Source organism: Komagataeibacter ossonobensis (genome assembly GCF_057359305.1).
Genome location: NZ_JBXAYQ010000046.1, coordinates 1 through 21,670, shown reverse-complemented (window position 1 = coordinate 21,670; position 21,670 = coordinate 1). Strand labels below are relative to the sequence as shown.

Below are 21,670 nucleotides of genomic sequence, written 5' to 3'. Positions count from 1 at the left end.
ACTGCCGCTTTCTCCATTCATTTTCCATGGAAAGATAGCCCCAAATCCGTCGTTCCATGTTCTCGGCTTTAGTCTTCAGCATTGTATGGTCGTCGCTAAGTCGATGGTATTTATCGTGGGCTGCCGCAAGATCGCACGCCAGGCGTTTCTCTCGGTCCCCAGCAGCCTTAAGTTGAACTGCCTGCCGCGCAGTTGCTGCATCTGCGAGAGCGAGAGTGTCTTTCAGGTCTTTGATCTGAGCCTCCAGACCAGAAGCATATTCCCTGGATCTGAGCAGATGCTCCTCAAGTCTGTCAGATTCCGCGTTCTTCTGTCGCAGTAGACTTGTCATCTGCGAAAGCAGGTGAGCAAGTTCATCGGCTTCTGTCGGTCGCGCAGGCCGTCGGCCGTAAAGCGCACGTTGTATGGAGTTCCCCAGCGTCTGTTCGTACTGGTGCGATGCACGTCCCAACATGAACGCTGCAGCCCCGCTCAGGCCACCACAGTTCGACATCTCAGTTCCTCCTGACCCTAAAGTCAGACGCTCTTTTTCATTGTTGTATCACTTATCAGGGCTCGAGCACCAGAAGATATGCCACCGTTGCCTTGTCCCGGCCCATTCTGATTATCTGCTTTATTTCCTGCCAGAGACTGCTGAATCGAGAGCAACGTGCCCGCCATACCGACAACGGCGGCGTCCCTGCTGAACTGGTCGATATCAACGCGATCCACGTCACCAAATCCGATCATCGCGGGAACCCGCTGGGGCAGGATCGAGATCATCCTGAATGAAATGAACGCCAGGGTGACGTGAATCATGACAAAGAGGCTAACCAGAACAATCATGCCGAGGAAGTTGCTGACAATCCAACCGTTTGACAGCACCAGTCCGGCCGCAATGCCGAAACACATGTGGATCAGCCACGACACTGAATCAAATATAAAATATCCGAGGAAAAGCCCGAATAGCATCAGTACCGGCCGGAAGATGACATTGAACAGAAGGGCATAACCCTGTTTTGCATGACCGTGCAGCCCTTCCCCGTTCATGGTCATATGCGCGAGCATCCACAGAGGTGCTGCAATCACGGACTCACAAACCATGATGAACCACCCGGCTACGGCAAACATCCACATGACAAACGGGATCATCGGGATGACATAGGCGATGGTGAGGCCTGGCATAAGCATGGCGAAACAGCCGCCGATAATCGGCGCGCCAAAAAAGTGCATCAGCGCGTGCCCGGCCCCGGCCGCAACGGCGCCTTCTGGATTCCCGCTCAGAAGCGACAGCACGCCGATACCAACGGTCCCGGCCGTAGAAGAAAGAACCGACGCAGTGCCCATGGTGAGAAGGGCAGTCGTGATCATCCAGTTTCCAAGTGACATGAGATTGCCAAACGGATCCGTCCAGTAGCCGTTCGTCCCGGACGGCTCGATAAATCCGGTCACGATCTGCAGGGCGTAATCGTTCAGGTGCAGGGCGCGGAACAGCTGGTCGAGCACTCCCGCACCGTCTCCACCCGGTATTGCGCCCGTGTACAGGTCAGCATTCCCGCCTGGCGCGGTCACGCCGTCCTGCGTCGCAACCATGCTGTCGATGTTCTCCATAAAGGTGTCCGCAGACTGCACCAGGGGCGCAATGTCCGAGGCAAGATAGTTTCCGAGACCGGAATAGGATGGCGTAGTGATGGTTGGCGTTGCGGTCATGAGAGACAGGGTCTGGCCATTGAGGCGCGCGAATTCGAGATAGTAGGCTCCTGCGCCAGTCCACCCGAGATTATCCATCTGGTTGCTGGTGTTGACCGCATCTCCGTTCGTCGAAATCCCCCATTGGTGGAGCGCTAGCGTCTGATTGTTGACCGTGTCCTGAAGCTTCGAGCGCAGTTGTGCCGCCTGCGTCGTGAGACGCGACGCATAATCGTTGGTGGCATTGACGATGATGGTCATGAGTGGGGCCAGGGACGCTGTCGTTTTCGTCTGCCAGTAATTCTGCGCGACCTGCGCAACCTGGCTGCGAATGTCGCCAAGGATCACGGAATCAAGAACCTGTTTTTGCATACCCGCCTGGTCGACCTGGAAACCAGCCAGATTCACTGTGTCAGTATTGGGCGCCTGCAGACTTACGGCCCCGCAAACTGGTGTCCCGTCTCCTGCGCCGGCTGCCATATTGTAAGAATAGTTGATGATTCCCATCTTCCCGCCGGTCACGGACAGGACGGTCTGCCCGGTCGGGGCCGCAATCAGGTTCGTGTTATTCGCAGCAATGTTAATAATGGCCCGGCAGAACTCATTTTTCACAAGACCGGTCACAATCCCTTTTGTGCCGGGGATAAGGGGCTGTGCGATGACCTTGCCGTCTGGTCCGATTGCTTGCTTCGCCTTGTCATAGACGACCTTCGCCATACCGATGCCCCAAAGCGAGCCCTGCACGACAACGGCCTGCGCCGCATTGAAGCCGGTTGTCGGAAGCGGCCACATCAGGATGGCCGCAATCCCGATCCGCACGATCGACATGCTGGTCTGGTTGTTACCAAGGAGTTGTGCTGTTTCTGCACCCCGGTGGATGTTCATGAAGTAGATATAGCTTACGACCGCCATCGCAAATGCCATGACGAACCCGGAGAACCACCCGATCATGGTTCCTATGACGGTCGCCTCGTTGCCGATGCTGGGCGCGCCCGTATCCTGCCCGAAAACCGGGAATACAGACCGGATGACCTGCGCCGCCCAGTCACTGCCCGGATCAAGCAGGTCCCATGTCACGTTATAGCCCGTGCTGCTGGCTGCATCTCCCGAACCGGTCGCAACAACCGTCTGCGCTGCAGCGGACACGGTAAGAGCCGACAGTAACAGGAGTGGCAGGATGGCGAATACAGGGCGACGAAAGGGCGTCATGGTTTGTCCTCCAGCAGCACAGTCACGGCGCAGGACTGGCGGTGGGACCGGGATTCATCCGCGTCATGAAGTCCGTGACCGCAGTCACAGCCTTGTGCATCATCTCGCGGACTTTCTCGCTCATGTCTTCCAGCGCACTGGCCCCCTCTTTTTTTCCGGGCACTTCGGCAGCAGTCCTGCCAATCTCAGCATCGATCTGGGTGAAGCGCTGCGTCACACTGCCGGACATTCCCATGCGCTGGCCTGTTGCCTCGGCGGCTTCCCTTCCCTTTCCGTAGGCTTCGAGCCTGCTGGTGACATTCTCCAGTTGCGCCGCGAACGCCTGGTTATTCTGTTTCTCCGTCACAAACTGGCTATGCAGATCGGCATACCGGCCACCGGCCTTCATCTCCGACAACACACCGGCAACACCGTCAGGGTCGCCCTTTCCTGCATCTGAGATCGCCGCCATTATCGAGGAAGCTGGCCGCTCCCTGAGGTCACGCAGGGCCTCCACCGCCTGCTTTCCCAGACGTTCGGTCGCCTCCAGGCTCTTTTCGTCACGCGCGTTGTGCAGCCGGGTGCTGAAATCGGCGGCCTTTTCCATCCATGATGATGCCGGGTTCGCAGGCTGGCTATCAATGCGCGAGGCAATCGCTTCCGCGAGGCGGGCAAAGCCGCCACCGCGAATAACCTTGACGTCCTCCTGATCCCTGGCCGCCGCGTTCATTTCCCGGGTGTTCGCTGCCGCATTTTCCTTTGTGCCGTTGCCATCCATCGTCGATCGGCTTTCCGGCGCATCTTTTGCGGGACCTGTCTGTTTCTCTCGAAAGTCCTTCTGAGGATCCGTCGTATGGGTCTGTCCGGGTTGACTGCTGGCCGACTGCTCCGGTCCAGGCGGAGCGCCCTCCCCCGGCGACGCCATTCCACGGGTTTTGTCCGGCTGACCTTTCTCATCGTGCGCAGACCCGGCAGCATGGTCATGCCCTGGCGCTGGCTGATGCCCTGGTTCGGGAAAGACGGTCGCCCTCAGGTTCTCGATGGTGTGCGCGATGTCCGGGTGGTCCGGATCCTGACGTCCTTCAACCAGTTCGCTGGCAAGTGTCCGGATCGCGTTTACCTCTGGCTGCTGAAGGCGATGCGTTTCACGCATCATCGCAGCGACCACAGGTTCGTTCAGACCTGGGTAATGCGCCGCGCGCTCTGTCATCTCGGTGCGGAGAGGATGCTCCTTTTCAAGCGTCGGTCCCAAAAGGCGCTCTACATCCTGCACGGCGTATGCGACGCGCGTACGGAAGCCGGGATCATTATGAACGTCAGGCTCACGGGATTCCTGCCGTAGCCGATCATATGCGGCGGCCTGCCCGGGTGCCTGCTTCCTGTATTCGGACTGCACGCGATCAAGGGTTTTCAGCACATCCTCGATATCGCCTGTTTTCTGCTGGGCCTCAGACATGGCAAACCTCTAGGGATTGATCGTGGGGGAAGGCATCGGTGTCAGGCCGTCCTTGAAGGCGACCTCTTCTTCCTGCGCGACCCGGGCAGCTCCCATGGTCGCGAGGTAGAGCCCGAGACGGTAGTTCTGCAGCGCAAGGTAATTGGCCTGCGCCATCTCGGTGGCAACTTCGCGCATGACCGATGCGGGAGGCATTGCCTGGAGCGAGGCGTTCCAGCTTACGCTGGAGACCCTGCGATTGACTTCCAGCGCCATGGCCTGCAGCCACGACGCCTTGTCGAGCGGCGTAAGCCCCTCGGCCGTCATTTCAGCCTTCTGGTCCCGCGTGAGCGTGACAGACGGAACACCAAGAGATGTGACGTAGCCCGTGACCCAGCGAGCAAGAGACATACGACTGTTGTACGACCGGCGCCGGGTTGCGGCTTCACGTCCCCGAAGGCTGGACAGCTGCTCGCCACGCAGGGCCGCCGGTGCTACCGGCTGGATGAGCGTGGTCGCATAATCATTGGCTGCATCCACTGCGCCATCCGCGGACAGGGTATCAGCGCCGAACAGGCTGGCGGCACGCTGGTCGGCGTTCGGCAGCCGGGACACGGAAGAGCAGAGCCCCTGCGCCACGTCGTCGGATGAACAGTAGCGCTTGAGGTGCAGGGACATGTTCGCATCCGTGCCCTGTGACTTGCCGTAATAGGAGGGCGTCCCCTGACCTGCCTCACCGCGGGGATCACTCACGGTCGCAATGGCGTACACTGCAGAGCGCGCCGCTTTGGACGCGGCCACGGTGGACTGCTGGGCATCAAGGCCCGCGCAGAATTCCGGGTTCATCATATGCTCATCCCGGATTCCGGTTTCCTGCTGACGCCGTAGAAATCCGGCTATCGCCGCGTCCTGGGCATCCATGAGTTGCGACTGGGCACCGACCTGGGCTTTCGCGTAATTGGCAACCTGCGTGAAACCCTTCGTCAGGAGAGACGCAACGGAATTCGGGTTTGTAAGGCTACTGAGATTTGAATCGATGCTGTCCGTCAGGTTTTTCGTCATCGTATTGAGGGCATTGCCCGTGAACGCCTGAAGAAGCTTGATCGCTGCAACGACCGCGGCATCACTGAAAAGCGCGTATGCCGGACGCGGCGTGACTGCCAGCACGCAGACGCACGCAGCGGCACCAATGGCAACCATCTGCAGCCTGCGCATCAGAACACTCCGTCCACGAGATTGCTCGGGCTGTATCCGGTCGGAAGCTGGGGAGAGCCGTTGATATACAGGTCAGTCGTACCGCTCGACGTCCCCGCAATGGCAGTCGCAATTGGCGGACCACCACCACCGAAACTCAGGCTCGGACACATGAGTCCGCTACTCGAGCCAAAACCGAGCCCCAGATTAACGCCCGACAGACTGAGTCCACATTGGGTCGCCCCCATGGCGTTCCCCCATGCCGCCTGTGCGGCCTGACAGACCTGGCCACCTATCTGGCCCTCGACGGCCTGCAGGAGGGCTGCTGGGTCAAGGCCGTTCGTGATGAGATTCAGTCCGGTGCCGTTGAAAAAATTGCTCAGGCAGGACAGGCCATTGACGCTATCCGGCTGCTTTTCATAGGCGTCGTTGGCCTGGACGCGTTCGTTTACGGCTGTTGCCGCCGCCTGGGTCAGGGCGGCGCAGCCGACGCTTCCCGTAGATGTCGTGGCACCAGAGGCGGCTGATGACGTGGTCTGCGCATGCCCCTGTATCGATACAAGAGCGGCAGCCACTGACAACAGGACACGGAATCGCAGATGGATCATGCGGCCTCCTGACGTGTAGCCGGACGCGTCACTGCCTCCAGCAGGGCAATCCTTTCCGGAGCAAGAAGGCGATGAAGCGCCTGGCGCCTGCTTTCCGAGATCACGCCCCGTCCAAAAGGGCTGTCCGCCGACAACAGGTCCCTGCGGCCGCGCAGATAGGGGATCAGCGCGTCAAGGGAGTTGACCAGATCAGGCCATTCATGCGGCGCGACACCAGAGAGGATGGCGTGCCAGGCCGTCCTCGCTGTCATATCATTGTCCAACATCGCGATGACGTCCTCTCCGCCCCTTATGCGCCAGATCTCGCCGAGCGCATCCAGCGCAAGGGCGACATTGGGCATCGGGGAAGGAGGTCCGGATTTCCGGACGGATGAGGGCTTGTTCATGGAACCTTCCTCGGGTGGTTACGACGAAGGTGTCGGGCCATCATGCGACCGGTCAGCGAATTCGATGTCGGACCGCGACTTTATTATGACCAACATCAATGGCGTCGCCCGCCTGGGCTGCCGTGGTCGCCAGAACCTTGTTCCATTCCCGGCCGCCCTGCCAGTCAACAGGAACGCTGGTGTCCACGTCCGCCGCGAACACGACACGCACCCCATGTGGAACGATCTGGCGTACGGCGAAGCCAAGTGGAACCTGCTTTCCATATCCACTGGCGATATGGAAATATCGACGGGCTGGAACATTGCCGGATGTTCGAGGATCCGTACCAGTACCCGGCAATACGCCCGGCCCTTCCTGACCAGCATCTCCCGGTGAGGGTAAGGTCTCCCCGCCGGTCGTCCCCATTGAGGGCGACGTCAACGCCGGCCGGGGCGGAGTTTCCGGAGAGGTCGTCTGGACCAGATGAAACGCGGCAGGTGTGACAGATATGGGGCCAGAGGCCAGCGCCATAACCACGGCAGGCATAACAGGCATATGAGTGTCTCCATCAAGCTCTCCTGACAAGAGCAGCGGCCTTTGCGACTTCAGACACCTTTTTTACGGGCTCCAACTCGACTATCATGGCGTTCCGTCACGGCTGATCCGCTGTCAGGACGCGGCCAGTCGATATCTTCTGGATGTTGGAAGTTTCTTTTGCTGAGGAAAATGCCCGCCGTGAGAGTAAACGAAAATGTCCCATGACAATGGCAAGATGCAAGCCGAGGCTTTATTCGCATCCGGCCAATTATATAGAGACATCGGGGAAATCATTTATGACAGGCGGACTGCGCTTGACTGGACGCAGGTGCACCTCGCCAAACAGGCACGGTTGAATGTATCGGTCATACGGAGCATCGAAGCAGGTCGTCCGGTTTCCCTGGAAACATTATCGGCGCTGCTACGGGTATTCGAGATAGATCCGCGCGATATTCTTCCGCAAGGTGCACCGGAAGGAACATGGTTTGCCCATCTGGATCTGGTGGCATCCGCCACGCAGCTGAAAAAGACCATGAGGCAGTGTTCGGACTACAATCTGGCAATCCAGAAATTACGCGACATTATCGGCAATATTTCCAAGACGTTTAACCTGCCGGAAATACCGGCCAGATTGCCGATCGATCATTATTCACACAGTGTCGCCTTCACCTCGGGGGAACGGCAGGACCTCCTCGAGATATTTGGCCGCAGGATTCAGATCTTCAGGACGCTTCAGGGGGCAACAGCGAGCCAGATCGCCCATAAATCACATGTTTCCCTAACCAGCCTGAGCCTGATCGAAGCAGGGCTGAGAAATCCAAGCCTTGAAACGGTTTATCGCATTGCCGAAGGACTGTCTGTCTCCGTTTATTACCTGATCCCGGGAATACATGACGACGCAGACCTTTTGCGTTCCCTGGACATGACCGCGTGGGCAATGTCCGCGCAATCACAACTCGAAGCCCTCGCTGATCTCGAGTCCATTATTGGTCACCTCGACGATATCGCAAACTACTGACCGGGTGCATGAAGGTATGGAGACTGTCAGGAAAGGGGTCTCCTTTCTTATGGCAGGCCCCATGCCTTGGACTGTCCATTCCAGGTGATGTGCCCCGGCTGATCACCAACGCGGACCGGCGACCGCGTCCGGAGTCATATTAGCGCGTTCTGCGCTATTTATTTCTTGACGGTTATATAACGCTTAAGAGATATTATTCCCAAAACACGCAGCCTATCCCGAAAACGCGATGACGAGGGCATACCGCCATGAAGTCAGCATCGTTCGGCCAGGTCATAAAACACGGTCTGTTTACATGGCTTCAGACCTATCCCACGCCAGAAATGACGCGCGCCCTCTATGCCAGGCTGTGCGACGAGGTCCTTGTGGCGACAATGCTTACCCTGACAGTGCAGGAGGTAAAGGAGTCCGTCGCACAATGGACCGACCGACCCCAGAATGTTTTTTATGAAGCGCCTGCACGCAGGGGTGCATGGACAAGGACCCAGCTGCTCATCCTTGGCCAACGCTGGCTCTGTGGTGATAAAACCGCCGACATAGCCGAGATGCTTGGCCGCTCGGCCCGGAGTGTCCGTGCGAAAAGAAAGCAGCTTGGCCTGCCACCGCGCTTCAGGCTCTCAAAAATACAGGCGGAGACCATACTTGCCGAAAAGCGGTGCGCCATTCCCGCAGATCCCGAAGCTGTCCTGACATGGGAACAGGCCTCCCTGCTTCCGCATGAAGCCCGTCGGGGACGGACATGGCTTGTCAGGAACAGCCTCAACAGGCTGACCCTCACAGGACATAAGGGGGGAGACAAGGTACGGTGGCACGAGACCGCCAACATTGAAATCGCCTACCGCCATTTTGCATTTCAGAACCCGCGTGAAATTGCGCGGGACTTCCTTATTTCGGAAAGTGCGCTGAAATCCCAAAGCTGCTGGGAGCAGCTTCCACCACGACGCGGCGCGAAAGTGCCCTGGTTCATTCATGCGAGGGCCGAATATTATATCGGCGAACACCACTACATCCGGCGGGAATGCCTCTGCAAGAGCGGATGCTTTTTCTGGACCACCCGCAAGGGTGGTGACCGGGTCAGCAGACGATACCGCCGCAGCATTGCCGCCACGCATGGCATTGCCGCCTGAGTAGTGCCGGGAACCGTCAAAGAAAAAACGTGCTGGTCGCAAGATAGACTTCCAGCCTGCTCTCATCACCGTCGGGAAATGAGAGTAGAGTGATGACCACCTTTTTTCATGCCCCCGTAAGGGAGGCGCGCCATGCGGCTGTTTAATTCCGCAGTAACCAGGCGGCTTACCGACCCCGACTTTCAGGGGATTGTTGTAGACAGATCACTGCTGCTCAACATCGCACTGGCGGGCGTGGTCATCGTGTTCTCGGCGCACGACGCCTATATCCGTGCACACCCGCCCACACCCCTCTATTTCTACGTTGACGGCCAGAATGCTCCCCGACCGGCCGTGGCGCTCACCAGTCCGGTACTTGGCCAGGACCAGCTTCTCGGCTGGGCCGTCAAATGGGCGATCGCACCCTACAACATCAACTATCGTGATTTTCCAACCCAGATGAACACCGCGGGCGCTCACTACACGCTCAACGGATGGAACACCTTTGCAAAGTCTTTCATTACGCAGGGGAATCTGGCGAAACTCAGGGATGCAAAACTGCTCTGTTACGCGCAGCCGACACGGGCCGCGACCGTACGCGCCGAGACTGTCGTGCAGGGACACGCGCGCTACGTAATACAGTTCCCTTTCATCCAGACCTGCGAAAACGTTAACCAGCAGAATACGCAAATGCTGATGGCAACCGTGACGATTGATCGCGTGGAGGATCTGGATCACCCGGATGGACTGGCCATCGAACAGCTTGTCGTCTCGTCGGGGAGGGAGTGACAACCGTGCGAATTCTTTCTCTCTTTCCGCTGACCCTGTCCATCCTGCCACTTGCGGCACTCGCACAGCAGCCATCACAGCCCGGGCCGGCGGCGGCGACACCCGCAGACGATCCTGATACAGCAGCCGAAGGTGAGGCCGAGCATGAGGCCATTCCTTTCACCCCCGAAGAAATCCTTCGGCTGGGGGAACGCCTGAAGGACGTGCGTCGTGCCACGGAGCAGGTCGGCACGGAATTCGCGACCCCTAATGCGCGCCCGGCGATCCGTGTCTCCTTTGCGCCTGGTCAGCAGACAAGCCTGATCTTTACGACAAAAGGTTATCCGACCGCATTGTCCTTTGTGGACAGTACGGGACAGCCCTGGCCGATCGCATGGAATACGTCTGGCAATTCCGCCAATCCGGACGGCAGCACGAACTGTGCTTCCGGTAAAAGCGGCGCGTCGGCCGGGAATCCTGCGGTCGAGACAACAGGTTTCTATACCTGCGTCCCGTTCAAGGGCTCCAATACCATCAATATCGAACCGATGTCGCTCCAGCCCAGAGGCGGACTGCTCGTAACGCTTCAGAACGCGCCAAAGCCGGTCTCCTTCCTGCTGATCGCGGGACGTGGATCCTACGATGACAATCTGACCGTTCGCATGTCCGAGGGAGGGCCCAACGCCCGGGAGCCGGTCGACAGCCACCCCGGAGTGCCCGCGACAGGCGAGCCCTACATGAACGCCATGCTAAGCGGCATTCCACCAGCGTCAGCCGTTCCGCTGGCCGTCGAGGGTATTTCCCCCGATGACGTGCGCGCCTGGCGGATTGGAAACGAGGTCTATCTTCGCACGCGCCTTCACCTCATGACGCCCTCATCGGACAGCATGGAGCAGGGTGAAGGAGGATACACGCTCTATGCCTTCCATGAGTCCCCCGTTGTTCTTCTCTCCGATGCGGGACGGACGGTCTCGGCCCATATCAGGGACGCACAGTGATGAAACCCAGGTTCAACCAGCTGTTCAGTGATGCGTCGCGGGGCGGAAACCGGCGTCTGCTCGCAATCCTTGGGAGTATCGGCACCGTTCTTGGCGTCACGCTACTCATCTCCACCATCCACCGTAAGGAGCTTCCACGCTCGGACCCCGGCAGGCCGCCTGCCGCCAACCCCCTGCCCGGCGGCCTGAATTCCAATCCGCGCCAGCAGGAACTCCGCGAAGATCAGATCCGCGACGAGGCAGGTCGGGCACAGACTGCGGGACAGTCGTATTCACCTGATATTGCGCCGGGCACGCTCACCCATCCCGACGACAAGCCTCCCCCGCCCGCGGTCGCCCAGGAGGTCGGGGCGGACGCCAACCCGGCGATGGCCAAGGCCGCCGCAGCGCCAGCCCCGCACGCGCCTGAGGTCGTACCAAGCGTTCCCGTCGTACCAGTGCAGACGGATGCAGCCTTCCGTGCTGCCATGCCACGTGACCCGCAGCTCCAGAAAGACGCCATCACCGCATACAGACATGCGATCATGGATCTCGCGGGCCGTCTTGATGGACGCTTTCCGGTCACAAATGTCCTGTATGAAAAGGCGGAAAGTGGGAGGGAGCAGACAAAGAAACCGGTGGTCTCCCCTTCAATAACTTCGGCGGCGACAGCAAATTCCCAGACGGCCCTCTCCCGCGTCCTTGTTCCTGCCGGGCGGGGAATTTACGCACATACGGTTTCAGCAACCAACAGCGATCTCGGGGGAGAAATCATCCTGGAAGCTGATTCAGGTCCACTCGCTGGCGACAGGATGAAAGCATCCGTCAGAAGGGCCGGGGGACATCTGAACAGGCTGGTTGTCCGCGTTGATCAGGTCTTCCATAAGAATGATCCGACCCCGATCCAGGTCGAAGGTATGGTGGTTGCGCCGGACACCATGGAAGCTGCCGTGGCCTCAAGCGTTGACCAGCTATACGTTGAACGCTTTGTGCTTCCCGCCGCAGCCGCTTTTGTCCAGGGTCTCGGGCAGGCGATCGAGATGACGTCGAACACGACCGGTTCGATCGGAGCCCTCGGCAACGTCAACTACGTCCAGTCACTGAATTTTCCGCAACAACTGGGCGTGGCGGCCGGTGCGGCGGCCTCGCAGGTCAACAGCGCGCTCATGCAGCAGATGCCGACCCAGCCGCGCGTAAATCTTGCCGCTCAGGTCAGTGTTGGCGTGATCTTCATGTCGGACGTCGTCATGAAGAAGTAAGTTTTCGGGCACCGGTCGCATGATATCGACGAATTCTGCACTCTATACCAGAAGGCAGCATTCACCATGACCTCAGCCGCAACCGCAACGACGTCCCGGGATCCGTTCAGCGCGGATCGCGGCATCGAGCCTGTTCCGTTCCGCAAGCTGGGCACAATGCCCGAGCCTGACCCTTCACCCACGCCGGACACAATTGCCGAGCCACCCTCTCCTCACCCGCAACCTGTGACAGCAGCACCTGACAGGAACCGACCCGTTCCACATGCAATAGCCCTTTTCAGGGCGCTTCCGCGCCGCAGGCAGGTCATCATCGCGGGTACTGCCGTCGGCGGTCTGCTCTCCCTCTTCCTCGTGATGGGCATAACAAAGAGGCAGGCGTCTCCCGTGGGCCAGGAAGTCGGAATGATTTCCGCCCTGCTACCAGCAGGCCCCAAAGCGTCTCCAGCGCCGGGGCACTCGCCTACATCATCGCCATCATCCCCGGTACCTCAGGTCTCGGCTACAGATGAGGATCTCAAGGCACTTCTTGCGATGAAAAAGCCGCCCCATCCCGCCGGCCCAATACCGGCTACCCCGTCGGCCGAGAACATGCCCGCGCAGAAACACGACACTGGCATCGAAAAGGCTGTTCCGACGGACGATGCGGTCCAGAAAGCAACCCGCCTGCAAGCGGCTCCCCTGACATCGGACGACCAGTTGCAGGTGCTGCAGCTTGTAACAGAAGAAGCAGCACTGGTGCAGCGGACCCGCAGCGACATCGCAGCACTCCGGCAGGATCTTGACCGGCTGCGTATCGCAGATACGGCAAAGGCTTCGGATCTCAACCGCCGGATGGCGCTCCTCGAAGCGAAACGAGCCGTGGCCGACGCCGAAGCGCCCCCGTCAGATGGACCGGCTGCCACACGTGCCGCAGCCGACAAGGCACGGGCAGCTCTGGAAGCCGCGGCGGCCGAGCCACAACCAGCACCAACGCCGCCGCAATCTCCAGCGTCCCGGACAGCAAAAATGCGCCAGATGCCTCCTGCTCCGCCCCCGACATGGACGCCGCACTACCGGATACTTGCTGCATCTCCCCAGCTTGCCATGGTGCAGGACGATGCGGCGCCGGCCGGGCAACCGCCACAGTCCGAAATCGAAATCGGCACCGATCTCCGCGGATATGGGCGTGTGCGCGCCATCTCTCAACGCGGCACGATGTGGGTGATCCAGGCTGAACGCGGCATCATCCAGTAAGGCAAGGACACATCGACGTGCAAGGTCTGGTCAACCTCGTCAACGATCTCGCTCTCGCCATGGCCTGGCTGCTGCCAATGGCCTGCTATATTGCAGCGTGGATAGCCTTCCTGACCGGGGCATGGGGATTATGGCAGCAGCGCCAGCCCCAGAACCCGTTCGTCGGCCGCCCCTGGGTGCCCTGGATCGGGATTGTCCTTTCCGGCGTCTTTGCCACCTTTGACAGGATACTCACCAAGTCCACCACCTCTGCCGGTCTCGATACGCAGGTTTCGCTGGGAGCCTCTGTCACCGGCTATACGGATGCCGCGACCGGAAGCGTCATTTCCGGGACAGGCCCAGAGGATGCCATCCTGTCAATCGTCAGTGATTTCGCCCTGTTCTTCGAAATGTTCGGCGCCTGGGCGGCGTTCATGGCGGTCGTTGCGTGGAACGCGTCGGCGACCGGAAAAACAAACCGCTCAAAACTCAGTTGCCTCATCCAGTTCGTTTTCGGCGTGATCCTCCTCAATCCCGTCAAGGAAGCAACCTGGATCCTGAGCCACTGGACAACGTCCGGCTAAAATCATAACCCAACCCGTAGCGCTGAGATTAGCTAAGGTTCGACCTTCCTGCGCATTTTTTTGATAACCGATAAACATGATAAAATTGGGAAATAATAACCCGAAAAAGCGGGGCGCCCCCATCTGGTGAGATGGTCACATATGGCCGTGCGCCAGGGCATTAACCATGCTGGAGCAATCCGCAGCCTGATCGCAAGGGAACTTGAAGCCGCCAAACACGATGACTGGGATGGGTAATCTTGTTCATAACGAGCGGACCAAGCTGCGGGCAAACCTGCAGGATACCGCTGCAGGATCTTGCCTTTCGCTAGGTGTCCTATCTCCTTTGGCTGCGTCATTTTTTAATCTGACGGCCAACCGCATTCCTACTCATATCGTTATCTTGGGAGTCGCTTTCTGGCTGGGAATGGCATATTTTCTCCATCAGCGGGCACAAGCCGTTTTAGGAGGGCTTCGAGAATGACTTTTATGCAGTTCTTCGCCTTTATTGGCATGCCAATCATCATTGGCGTTCTTGGTTATGGTATTTCTAAAATGCCTATCAAGGATAATTAAGAGTTTATCGTCCGTTCCAATCAATGGTTGATCGTATGATACTTGATTTATGATTAGCATAACAGACCCATAAAATTTGAGGTCCATGCAGAAATAAGGGCGTATTCACGGTAATACCTAAACTCTGCTCGATCACTTTCGTTTACCGTTCACATTTTACAGAAGTTAAACAAGAAATATTTCGTTTTTACTGAAGATCCGAGCGGTTCTGGATCAAGATATATGTCCCGGATTTTTATGCTATCGGGCATACGAGGTTGATGGCGACCTGTCGAAATGGCTAAAAGTTGCGGGATGCCCGTAGTTTTCACTTTACAGCAACTACGGTAATCCCGTATTATCGTCTCATGGATAACAGGTTTGACCCCGCAAAAGACCTCGCCAACCAAAAAAAGCACAAGCTGTCTCTGGCCTTTGGCGACCGTATTTTCGAGGACGATAATCACCTGATCTTGCCCACCATCCGCATTGAGGATGAGGAGGATCGCTACAAAGTGGTTGGCGTCGTGGGCGAGAAGCTGTTCACCGGTGTGTTTGTCTGGCGGGACGATCTGCCCCGCTTTATTTCCGTGAGAAGGAGCAACAAAGGTGAAGAGAGAGCATATCATTCTGCCTGCTGATCCGGCGGATTCCGAAGACCGCGCGGTATCCATCGAAGGCATGGAGCGTGGGCAAAGGGCGCGGTTGATCCGTAAAACCCGTAACGATCTCGGTCTGTCTCAGGTCGAGTTTGCCAGCCGTTTCCGCGTTCCTGTCGGCACGTTACGGGACTGGGAGCAGGCACGGGCGATGGCCCCCGACTTCGCTGTAGCCTACGTTCGGGTCATCGGACGGCACCCCGATATGGTAGCTCAGGCGGTGGCCTGAGCTGCCTTCCCAACCAGCCGGGGATTCAGCCCATCAACCCCAAACGCCGGATAGCCATTTTTATACCGAAGTCATAGTGTAATGTTCGGCAAGGTAGATTTTTTCGGAAAAAATATCCGCAGTCGCATGTTACTGGCCGAAGACTCCTCTGAGGGACATGCCTCCCTCTTTAACGGAGCCCTTGACCATGAACCTCTCTCGCACAAGCACCCCCGACGCGGCGCGATTGACGCGTCTCGTGACCAAACGGGTCGGATACAGACAGCGTGCCGTCACGGCGCTCGGTACTTTGTACGTCCCGATCCTCATTGCCAGCCATGCGCTGGCCCAATCCGCAACCGGCAGCGCAAACGGTATCGGGGCCCAGATGCAGGCCACCGCCCAGGAGGGGCTGACAGCGGGCGGCTTTGTCGCTGCAGCATGCATGTATGTCGCTGCCTTCATCTGCTTCATCGGCGGCGTATGGGCGGCCTGGCAGAGCCGCAACGAACAGAACCGTTCGCCCGGAAAGGTCAGTATGGCAATCGCCGGCATCGTGCTGTGCGGTCTTTTCGCAACGGGTCCGCAGTGGATCAACAAGGCTGCCAACACCGCGTCCGGTGGCTCGGCAACCGTTGGTACGCAGGCTCAGGCCTATCAGTTCACGAGCGGCGGCTAGGAACCCGATCGCAATGGCCCGTCTCACACAGTCTTTCCGGCTGCTGCCGCGCCCATGGGATCCGTCAGCGCCAGGCGCCAGGGAGATGGGTGAGCCGGGCCTTTTCACATGTGCCTGCTGCGGCCTGATAACGCCTGGTCGCAGGTTTCCATGGCACGGTGACGGACCCGGGCCTGTCTGCGCCTTATGCAACATCCTGCAGGATCCGACCCGTCCGGCCATCGAACGCGAAGCCGTCCTGATATGGTGGCCGAAACTGCCGCAGACCCGCATCATGACCCTGACCCGCTGCGCGCATCAGGCCCTCATGCAGACGCTCGGCAATGGGCCAAACGGACAGGATTCCGTCTGGTATCGTGCAATGGACGCGATCGCGTCAGGGTCGGATACCACGATGATGCCTGCGCAATGCAAAAGCGCTCTCGCTGTGCTCCGCGCTCTGCACGCGCGAACGACCGAAGCCCGGCGGCGGCTGGAGACAACCTCTCCCCGACTGCTGGCGACTGCCCTGCTGATGGCAAACCGGGCTGACCCGCAGATCAATGAAAGCGCGACCGCCCTGATGGACGGCATCCGGCTCCTCCCCCTGGGCCGTCTCCATAACGGACCCACCGACATCTACCCGGCGCTTGTCAGGGAATGGCTTGATGCCGATCCCCAACCGGTCATGACATGACAGGATCATATCAATGGGCGGTATTCTTTCCAATCTGCTGGCCGGCATCAGCCTCGGGCTGCGCCAGCCCCTTGCCTCATTCTGCGAGGTGGAAAGTACGCACGGGGACCATCTCATCACCAAACGCGGTGAATATGTCTCCGTACTGCGCATCAATGGCCTGCGTCGTATGTGTACGCGGCAGGAAGTGGAAGCGCTCGCCGAGCAGCAGCGTATAGAATTGCAGGGTCTCCTTGAAGAACGTGGCCATGCCATTGTGGGATGGTATATTTCCGATCCCGAGCGCTCAGGTATCGAGATTGACCGCCTGAGCCTCAACGGTTGCCGGTCGATAGCCAGACAGATCGGAGCAGACCTTTCGGACGTCATCGAAGAAAGGCGCCGACGCTGGCCAAACGTCATGCGCTGGGAAGCGACCTGTTATGTCCTGTGGACCCGGCCCAGCGTGCTGACACGCGAGGACCGCAAACAGGTAGCCGAGGAGCGCAGGACCCTTGCCTTCCAATTTCCCCGCGTGGGCAACACCCAACGTTTTGCCCTGCGCTCCGATATCATGGCGGCCCGCCATGAATCGTTCATTTCACGCGTCCAGGCCGCCTTGCAGGGGTTCGACATTTCCTGCGAATTCCTCGGTCCACATCAGGCATTGCAGGTCGCGCGCGAAGCGACCTATCGTGAAACGGCGGGCTCCGCCTGGAAACCGACCCTGCTGGGTGACCGGGTCATGCCACGGCTTCCCGACGATCTGGATGACCCGCAACCACATCCGCAGGGCCTGCTCTGGCCAGCGATCCGGGACCAGATTTTCAATGCCGACGCCGAAACGAAAGGCGGACAGCTCGTGACCGTGGGGGATTATACATACGCCCCGGTCGACATGACGATTGGCCCAGAGGATCCGCGCCCGTTTTCCGAACTCTCCAGCGTGCTTGGCCGCAAGAGACTGCCGTGGCGCAGCGCCATGATCCTGGAGGGTGGTGGCCGCGCCGCCTTCGGCTTCAAGGAAGCCGGAGCCGGGTTTCTGGCGATGTTCCCCGGAAATAGCGACATTCGACGGGCGTTTGCCGCACTCAAGCTGGAGCGCCAGAAAAACAACCATAATTCCGTGCGGATGCGCATGACCGCCACAACCTGGGCTCCGGTTGGAGCAGAGGCGAAGCTGCGACGGCAGGCGTCGGACCTCTCCCAGGCAATTGATGCGTGGGGCAACAGCAAGACAACGCGGATTTCCGGCGATCCTCTGGAAGCGGCCATGGGTTCTGTCCCTGCCCTGGCGCTCGGTTCGACTGCGACCTCATCGCTCGCCCTTGTCGGTGACGCGTTCTCCATGATGCCGTGGGCACGCAGTGCGTCACCGTGGCAGAAAGGATCCATCCTCTTCCGCAAGCCCGATGGTTCAATCTGGCCTTACGATCCGACCGGGGGCGGGCTACGCCCATCCGTCGTAGACATTATCGTAGCTCCGCCTGGGGGCGGAAAATCCGTTCTGGCCAATACCATTCTGCTGGGCTTGATCCTCAGCAGCGCCGCGATCAGCAGCCACGGCACGAAGCTCCCCTATATCGGCAAGCTCGATATCGGGCCGTCCTCGCGCGGACTGATCGAGATGCTGCGCAACGCACTTGGCCCCGAACGCCAGCACGAGGCGGTTTACGTCAAGATGCAGGCAATCCCGGGCTTCGAGGTCAATGTCTTCGATACCCAGGTCGGACTGGAATATCCCCTGCCACTCGAGCGCGTTTTCCTGCAGAATTTCATCTCGCTCCTTGCTACGCCGCTGGACGGCAGGCCGTGGGAGGGCATGGACCATCTGGTAGAGGACGTGATTGATGAAGCCTACCGCCTTTGTACCGGGGTGCAGGGGGGCACGCCCAAAATCTACACTCCGGGGATCGAGCCCGACGTCGATGCCGCAATAACATCGCTGGGCATCAGCCTGCCCCACCATGCGGGAGAGGACGATCCGACATGGTGGCGGGATATCGTCGATGCCCTTGTCAATCTCAGGGAATACCGCCTTGCAGGTTTTGCCCAGCGCCATGCAGTACCGGTCCTGCAGGATCTGCTGATTGCGGCCCGCAGCCCGGAAATCGAAAAACGCTATTCCAAGATCACCCTGGAAACTGGAGAAAGCCTGATCGACACGTTTGATCGCTACATCATGAACGTGATCAAGAATTTTCCCATGCTGGCGTCCCCGACAAGGCTGGATATGGGGGACGCGCGCGTGATCGTTCTCGATCTTGCCGAGGTGGCACCATCCGGCTCTCCCGCGGCCAACCGCCAGACAGCGCTCATGTATATGCTTGGCCGCCATATCCTGGCCCGGAATTTCTTTCTCCATCCCGATTATGCCGACGACCCGCATATGCCCCCGTCCATGCGGGACTATCATCTCGCCCGCTTCACTGAGATGTATGAAACGACGAAGCGTGTCGACTTCGATGAGTGGCACCGTACCGAACCAGCGCCCCAGGTAGACAAGCAGGCTGTCCGCGACGGCCGTGAGGGGCGCAAGCACAACGTCCAGCTCGCCTTCATTTCACAGAACCATACCGATTTCAGCGAGGACCTCTACAAGATATCAACCGCCCGATGGGTCCTCAAATGCGGTGATCAGGAGACGGCAGACAGCCTTATCCGACGATTCAAGCTGTCCGATGCCAGCGCCTATGTGATCCGCAACGCGCTGCCGGGGCCGGGAAAGAACGGTGCGCCATTCTTCGTGGACATGTCGGCCGGAGAAGCAAAGTATGAACAGCTTCTGGTGAACGTCCTGGGGCCAATCGAACTCTGGTCTTTCTCGACGACGCCTGGAGACACGGCGCTCCGTTCGCGCCTTTACAAACGGATCCACTTTGCCCACGCCCTGCGGATGCTCGCCACCGTATTTCCCTCGGGAACAGCAAATAGCGAGATCGAACGCAGAAAAAGCGAGCGCATGAATGTTTTCGGTCTCGCGACCGATGAAGCATTTGCCAGCGTTCTGGATGAACTGGCGGATGAGATCGTGGAAGGTAGAGGCGTGGCCGCAGGATTGTATGAAACCCTGCGCGCCATTGATGAACAATCGGAACTCGAATTTACCACTGGGTAGAAAGTGACCGATATTCGCCTGACTGCCTCACGTCTTGAATGTTACAGCGATGTTGAAGCAAACGCCGATTACGATATTGGCGCTGAAATCAGGCATCAGAACGAAGCACCGTCCAGATCAATAACACCCGTTCTCCCATGCGCGGCCTTATCCTTGTCCTGCTGCCTGCGTAACGTGGTCGCGGAAGCTCGGCCTCGACGAGGCTGACGTTCAGCAGTCAACGCCAGTCCCAGATCGTCCATGCGGATATCAATCAGGTCGGCCAGAGTGCCGATCCCAACACCGGAATCTCCCTTTTCCAGGCGCGCGCCACGAAGGTCATGGCCAAGTTGTTCAAGAGCCAAGCGAAATTTGGGTGAGCCCATGACTATAATTCATATCTGACATACAACACGCCTTATACCGTCATATATGACCTTCTGCGAACTCTGGCACCCGCCTTTTACGGCACCCTTCCTACCAGCAGTCGGCTCCTCGCGTAGAAAACGGTGTTCGCACTCCCCGCCATAGTGCAGGTGCGTATAAAAAAGAGCGCAGATCCGCCCCCCTGCTTCGGGCGCAGCATCGGTCTTCAAGGTACCAAATTTGCCTTCAATGCTGCCCCAGGCCCTGTTCGTTCCCATGTTGCCCAAAGCCCTTACGCGTGCCTCAATCGACTTCGAACTCGCCACCTCACAAGTGGTGTTAGGCGTCGCCTGCTGCATCACCCGTCACGGAACGATCACCGCTACTCACCATCATTGACTAGGTAGGATATCTATATATATATCTATCTATCATATCCCAGGAGGGAATCATGGTCGCAGTCCCAAATCGAGAAATCACGAACACCGGCATTAAGCCGATAACTGGCTCTGTTCGTGAAATTCGCGAAAGTCTGCAGGATACAGACAACAATCAATTCGTTGTGTTTCAACTTGCACATGCCAATAAAAGCACCGCATCGGCATTTGCAGAGGCCGTTCGGCTTATTGCTCCCCTGATCATTGATCGGCTTGCCATTCATAAAACAGCGACCCTCAAGAAGCTTGTTGATGCACTTGTTCCGGCTGCGTCTCCTCCCGAGCACCTCATTACTGAGGCACGCATGAACGCAGATGCTCGGCAAACGGTTCTTGAGAGCGCAGAGTGGATCAGCGCTGTTCGACTATCTGAAATTGCAGGTTTCAAAGGCCAAAATGCCAGCGCCCAGCCAAACAAATGGAAACGCGAAGGAAAAGTTTTTGCTTTGCGACATGACGGGAATGATCTGTATCCGGCGTATGCACTCGACCGCGACATGCAATACCGCCCAATCAAGGGACTTGTCCCAATTCTAAAGGTGTTCAAAGGCAAACTGGATGCATGGGACATTGCAATCTGGTTTGCGTCAGCAAACAGCTTTCTTGGCGGCACGGCTCCTAAGGATTTACTTAAAAGTGCGCCAGAGCGCGTCTTAGCGGCAGCAGAAGACGAAATTGCAGGTGTGCTCCATGGTTAAACCGAGGCGGCCAACTCAGCCAAAGTCTCGTAGCACCGCGCATTCCGGTACAACGAAGATATCCACATCTCGCGCAAAACCGAAGACGACAGAGTCACCGTCGACCCCGCCTGTCGCCGTCACAGCAACGTCCCGCACAATCGCGCGTCCCCCTCCAGACCTTAATGCTCTCGTAAAAAAAACGATTTGGTCGGCAGACAAGACAATCCACCGCATCCATCCTGAGACTTACGGAGCAAATACGTTCAATCCTGGTCCCCAAGGAAATGCCCGATTTAGCCCGATCATTGATGCAAATGGTATATCCATTCCGACCATTTATGGCGGCACGACGTTAGAATGTGCAGCCATGGAGACCGTCTTCCATGATGTTCCCCATGAGCCAGGACTGAAGACCGTTGCAAAGCGAAAGCTAGG

The 21,670-nt window shown here is 58.4% G+C and carries 22 protein-coding genes; 15 read left to right on the top strand and 7 right to left on the bottom strand.

Annotated elements, in window-relative coordinates; all coding sequences use genetic code 11:
• The 6 genes from AC1RQ9_RS16315 to AC1RQ9_RS16290 form a co-directional block, all read right to left on the bottom strand.
• Positions 1–493, bottom strand: a 493-nt coding sequence (locus tag AC1RQ9_RS16315; RefSeq protein WP_485987820.1) for a hypothetical protein, incomplete at its 3' end; no start/stop codon positions are given.
• A gap of 23 nt (positions 494–516) precedes the next feature.
• Positions 517–2,877 carry a DotA/TraY family protein gene (locus tag AC1RQ9_RS16310; protein WP_485987818.1) on the bottom strand — a complete coding sequence of 787 codons (2,361 nt, stop codon included), beginning with the start codon at positions 2,875–2,877 and terminating at the stop codon, positions 517–519.
• 22 nt (positions 2,878–2,899) lie between these two features.
• Positions 2,900–4,312, bottom strand: coding sequence for a hypothetical protein (locus AC1RQ9_RS16305; protein WP_171791339.1), 1,413 nt, complete (start codon positions 4,310–4,312; stop codon positions 2,900–2,902).
• Between the two features lie 9 nt (positions 4,313–4,321).
• Entirely contained in the window at positions 4,322–5,506 is a 1,185-nt protein-coding gene (locus AC1RQ9_RS16300; RefSeq protein ID WP_171791340.1) for a hypothetical protein, read from the bottom strand.
• Positions 5,506–6,093, bottom strand: coding sequence for a hypothetical protein (locus tag AC1RQ9_RS16295; RefSeq protein ID WP_171791341.1), 588 nt, complete (start codon positions 6,091–6,093; stop codon positions 5,506–5,508). The genes AC1RQ9_RS16300 and AC1RQ9_RS16295 overlap by 1 nt, the downstream gene beginning before the upstream one ends.
• Positions 6,090–6,479, bottom strand: a complete 390-nt coding sequence (locus AC1RQ9_RS16290) for a hypothetical protein (RefSeq protein ID WP_485987816.1) — start codon at positions 6,477–6,479, stop codon at positions 6,090–6,092. Before AC1RQ9_RS16290 ends, AC1RQ9_RS16295 begins: the two co-directional genes overlap by 4 nt.
• On the opposite strand from AC1RQ9_RS16290, the gene AC1RQ9_RS16285 reads away from it, so the two are divergent.
• The 13 genes from AC1RQ9_RS16285 (at position 6,478) to AC1RQ9_RS16225 (ending at position 19,773) form a co-directional block, all read left to right on the top strand.
• Positions 6,478–6,855 carry a hypothetical protein gene (locus tag AC1RQ9_RS16285; protein ID WP_171791343.1) on the top strand — a complete coding sequence of 126 codons (378 nt, stop codon included), beginning with the start codon at positions 6,478–6,480 and terminating at the stop codon, positions 6,853–6,855. The genes AC1RQ9_RS16290 and AC1RQ9_RS16285 overlap by 2 nt on opposite strands.
• 355 nt (positions 6,856–7,210) lie before the next feature.
• Positions 7,211–8,014 (top strand): helix-turn-helix domain-containing protein, encoded by an 804-nt coding sequence (locus AC1RQ9_RS16280; protein ID WP_171791344.1) that lies wholly within the window; start codon positions 7,211–7,213, stop codon positions 8,012–8,014.
• Between the two features lie 248 nt (positions 8,015–8,262).
• Positions 8,263–9,141, top strand: coding sequence for a hypothetical protein (locus tag AC1RQ9_RS16275; RefSeq protein WP_171791345.1), 879 nt, complete (start codon positions 8,263–8,265; stop codon positions 9,139–9,141).
• A 132-nt stretch (positions 9,142–9,273) separates the two neighbouring features.
• Positions 9,274–9,909, top strand: a complete 636-nt coding sequence (locus tag AC1RQ9_RS16270) for a DotI/IcmL/TraM family protein (protein ID WP_014106834.1) — start codon at positions 9,274–9,276, stop codon at positions 9,907–9,909.
• A complete protein-coding gene (locus AC1RQ9_RS16265; protein WP_171791346.1) occupies positions 9,906–10,886 on the top strand; it encodes a DotH/IcmK family type IV secretion protein in 981 nt (326 codons plus the stop codon). Before AC1RQ9_RS16270 ends, AC1RQ9_RS16265 begins: the two co-directional genes overlap by 4 nt.
• Entirely contained in the window at positions 10,886–12,124 is a 1,239-nt protein-coding gene (locus tag AC1RQ9_RS16260; protein WP_171791347.1) for a DotG/IcmE/VirB10 family type IV secretion system protein, read from the top strand. Before AC1RQ9_RS16265 ends, AC1RQ9_RS16260 begins: the two co-directional genes overlap by 1 nt.
• Before the next feature lie 531 nt (positions 12,125–12,655).
• Positions 12,656–13,357, top strand: coding sequence for a hypothetical protein (locus AC1RQ9_RS16255; RefSeq protein ID WP_216657677.1), 702 nt, complete (start codon positions 12,656–12,658; stop codon positions 13,355–13,357).
• A 17-nt stretch (positions 13,358–13,374) separates the two neighbouring features.
• A complete protein-coding gene (locus AC1RQ9_RS16250; protein ID WP_010515535.1) occupies positions 13,375–13,920 on the top strand; it encodes a hypothetical protein in 546 nt (181 codons plus the stop codon).
• Positions 13,921–14,822: 902 nt separating this feature from the next.
• Positions 14,823–15,095: a BrnT family toxin gene (locus tag AC1RQ9_RS16245; RefSeq protein ID WP_048852463.1), complete on the top strand. Its 273-nt coding sequence runs from the start codon at positions 14,823–14,825 to the stop codon at positions 15,093–15,095.
• Positions 15,064–15,342 carry a helix-turn-helix domain-containing protein gene (locus tag AC1RQ9_RS16240; RefSeq protein ID WP_003625676.1) on the top strand — a complete coding sequence of 93 codons (279 nt, stop codon included), beginning with the start codon at positions 15,064–15,066 and terminating at the stop codon, positions 15,340–15,342. Before AC1RQ9_RS16245 ends, AC1RQ9_RS16240 begins: the two co-directional genes overlap by 32 nt.
• Positions 15,343–15,529: 187 nt before the next feature.
• Positions 15,530–16,000 (top strand): hypothetical protein, encoded by a 471-nt coding sequence (locus tag AC1RQ9_RS16235; protein ID WP_485987814.1) that lies wholly within the window; start codon positions 15,530–15,532, stop codon positions 15,998–16,000.
• A 274-nt stretch (positions 16,001–16,274) separates the two neighbouring features.
• Entirely contained in the window at positions 16,275–16,676 is a 402-nt protein-coding gene (locus tag AC1RQ9_RS16230; RefSeq protein WP_485987813.1) for a hypothetical protein, read from the top strand.
• A 13-nt stretch (positions 16,677–16,689) separates the two neighbouring features.
• Entirely contained in the window at positions 16,690–19,773 is a 3,084-nt protein-coding gene (locus AC1RQ9_RS16225; protein ID WP_485987812.1) for an ATP-binding protein, read from the top strand.
• Between the two features lie 95 nt (positions 19,774–19,868).
• Here the strand turns inward: AC1RQ9_RS16225 and AC1RQ9_RS16220 are convergent, their stop codons facing one another.
• The gene (locus AC1RQ9_RS16220; protein ID WP_167370176.1) at positions 19,869–20,138 is read right to left on the bottom strand and encodes a DNA-binding protein; all 270 of its coding nucleotides are present in this window, start codon (positions 20,136–20,138) and stop codon (positions 19,869–19,871) included.
• A 431-nt stretch (positions 20,139–20,569) separates the two neighbouring features.
• Here AC1RQ9_RS16220 and AC1RQ9_RS16215 point away from each other — a divergent pair, with 431 nt between their 5' ends.
• On the top strand, positions 20,570–21,253 hold the full coding sequence (locus AC1RQ9_RS16215; RefSeq protein WP_010512313.1) for a hypothetical protein: 684 nt from the start codon (positions 20,570–20,572) through the stop codon (positions 21,251–21,253).
• Positions 21,246–21,670 (top strand): RES family NAD+ phosphorylase (locus AC1RQ9_RS16210; protein ID WP_485987810.1); only part of this gene is annotated, 425 nt, incomplete at its 3' end. The genes AC1RQ9_RS16215 and AC1RQ9_RS16210, both read left to right, overlap by 8 nt.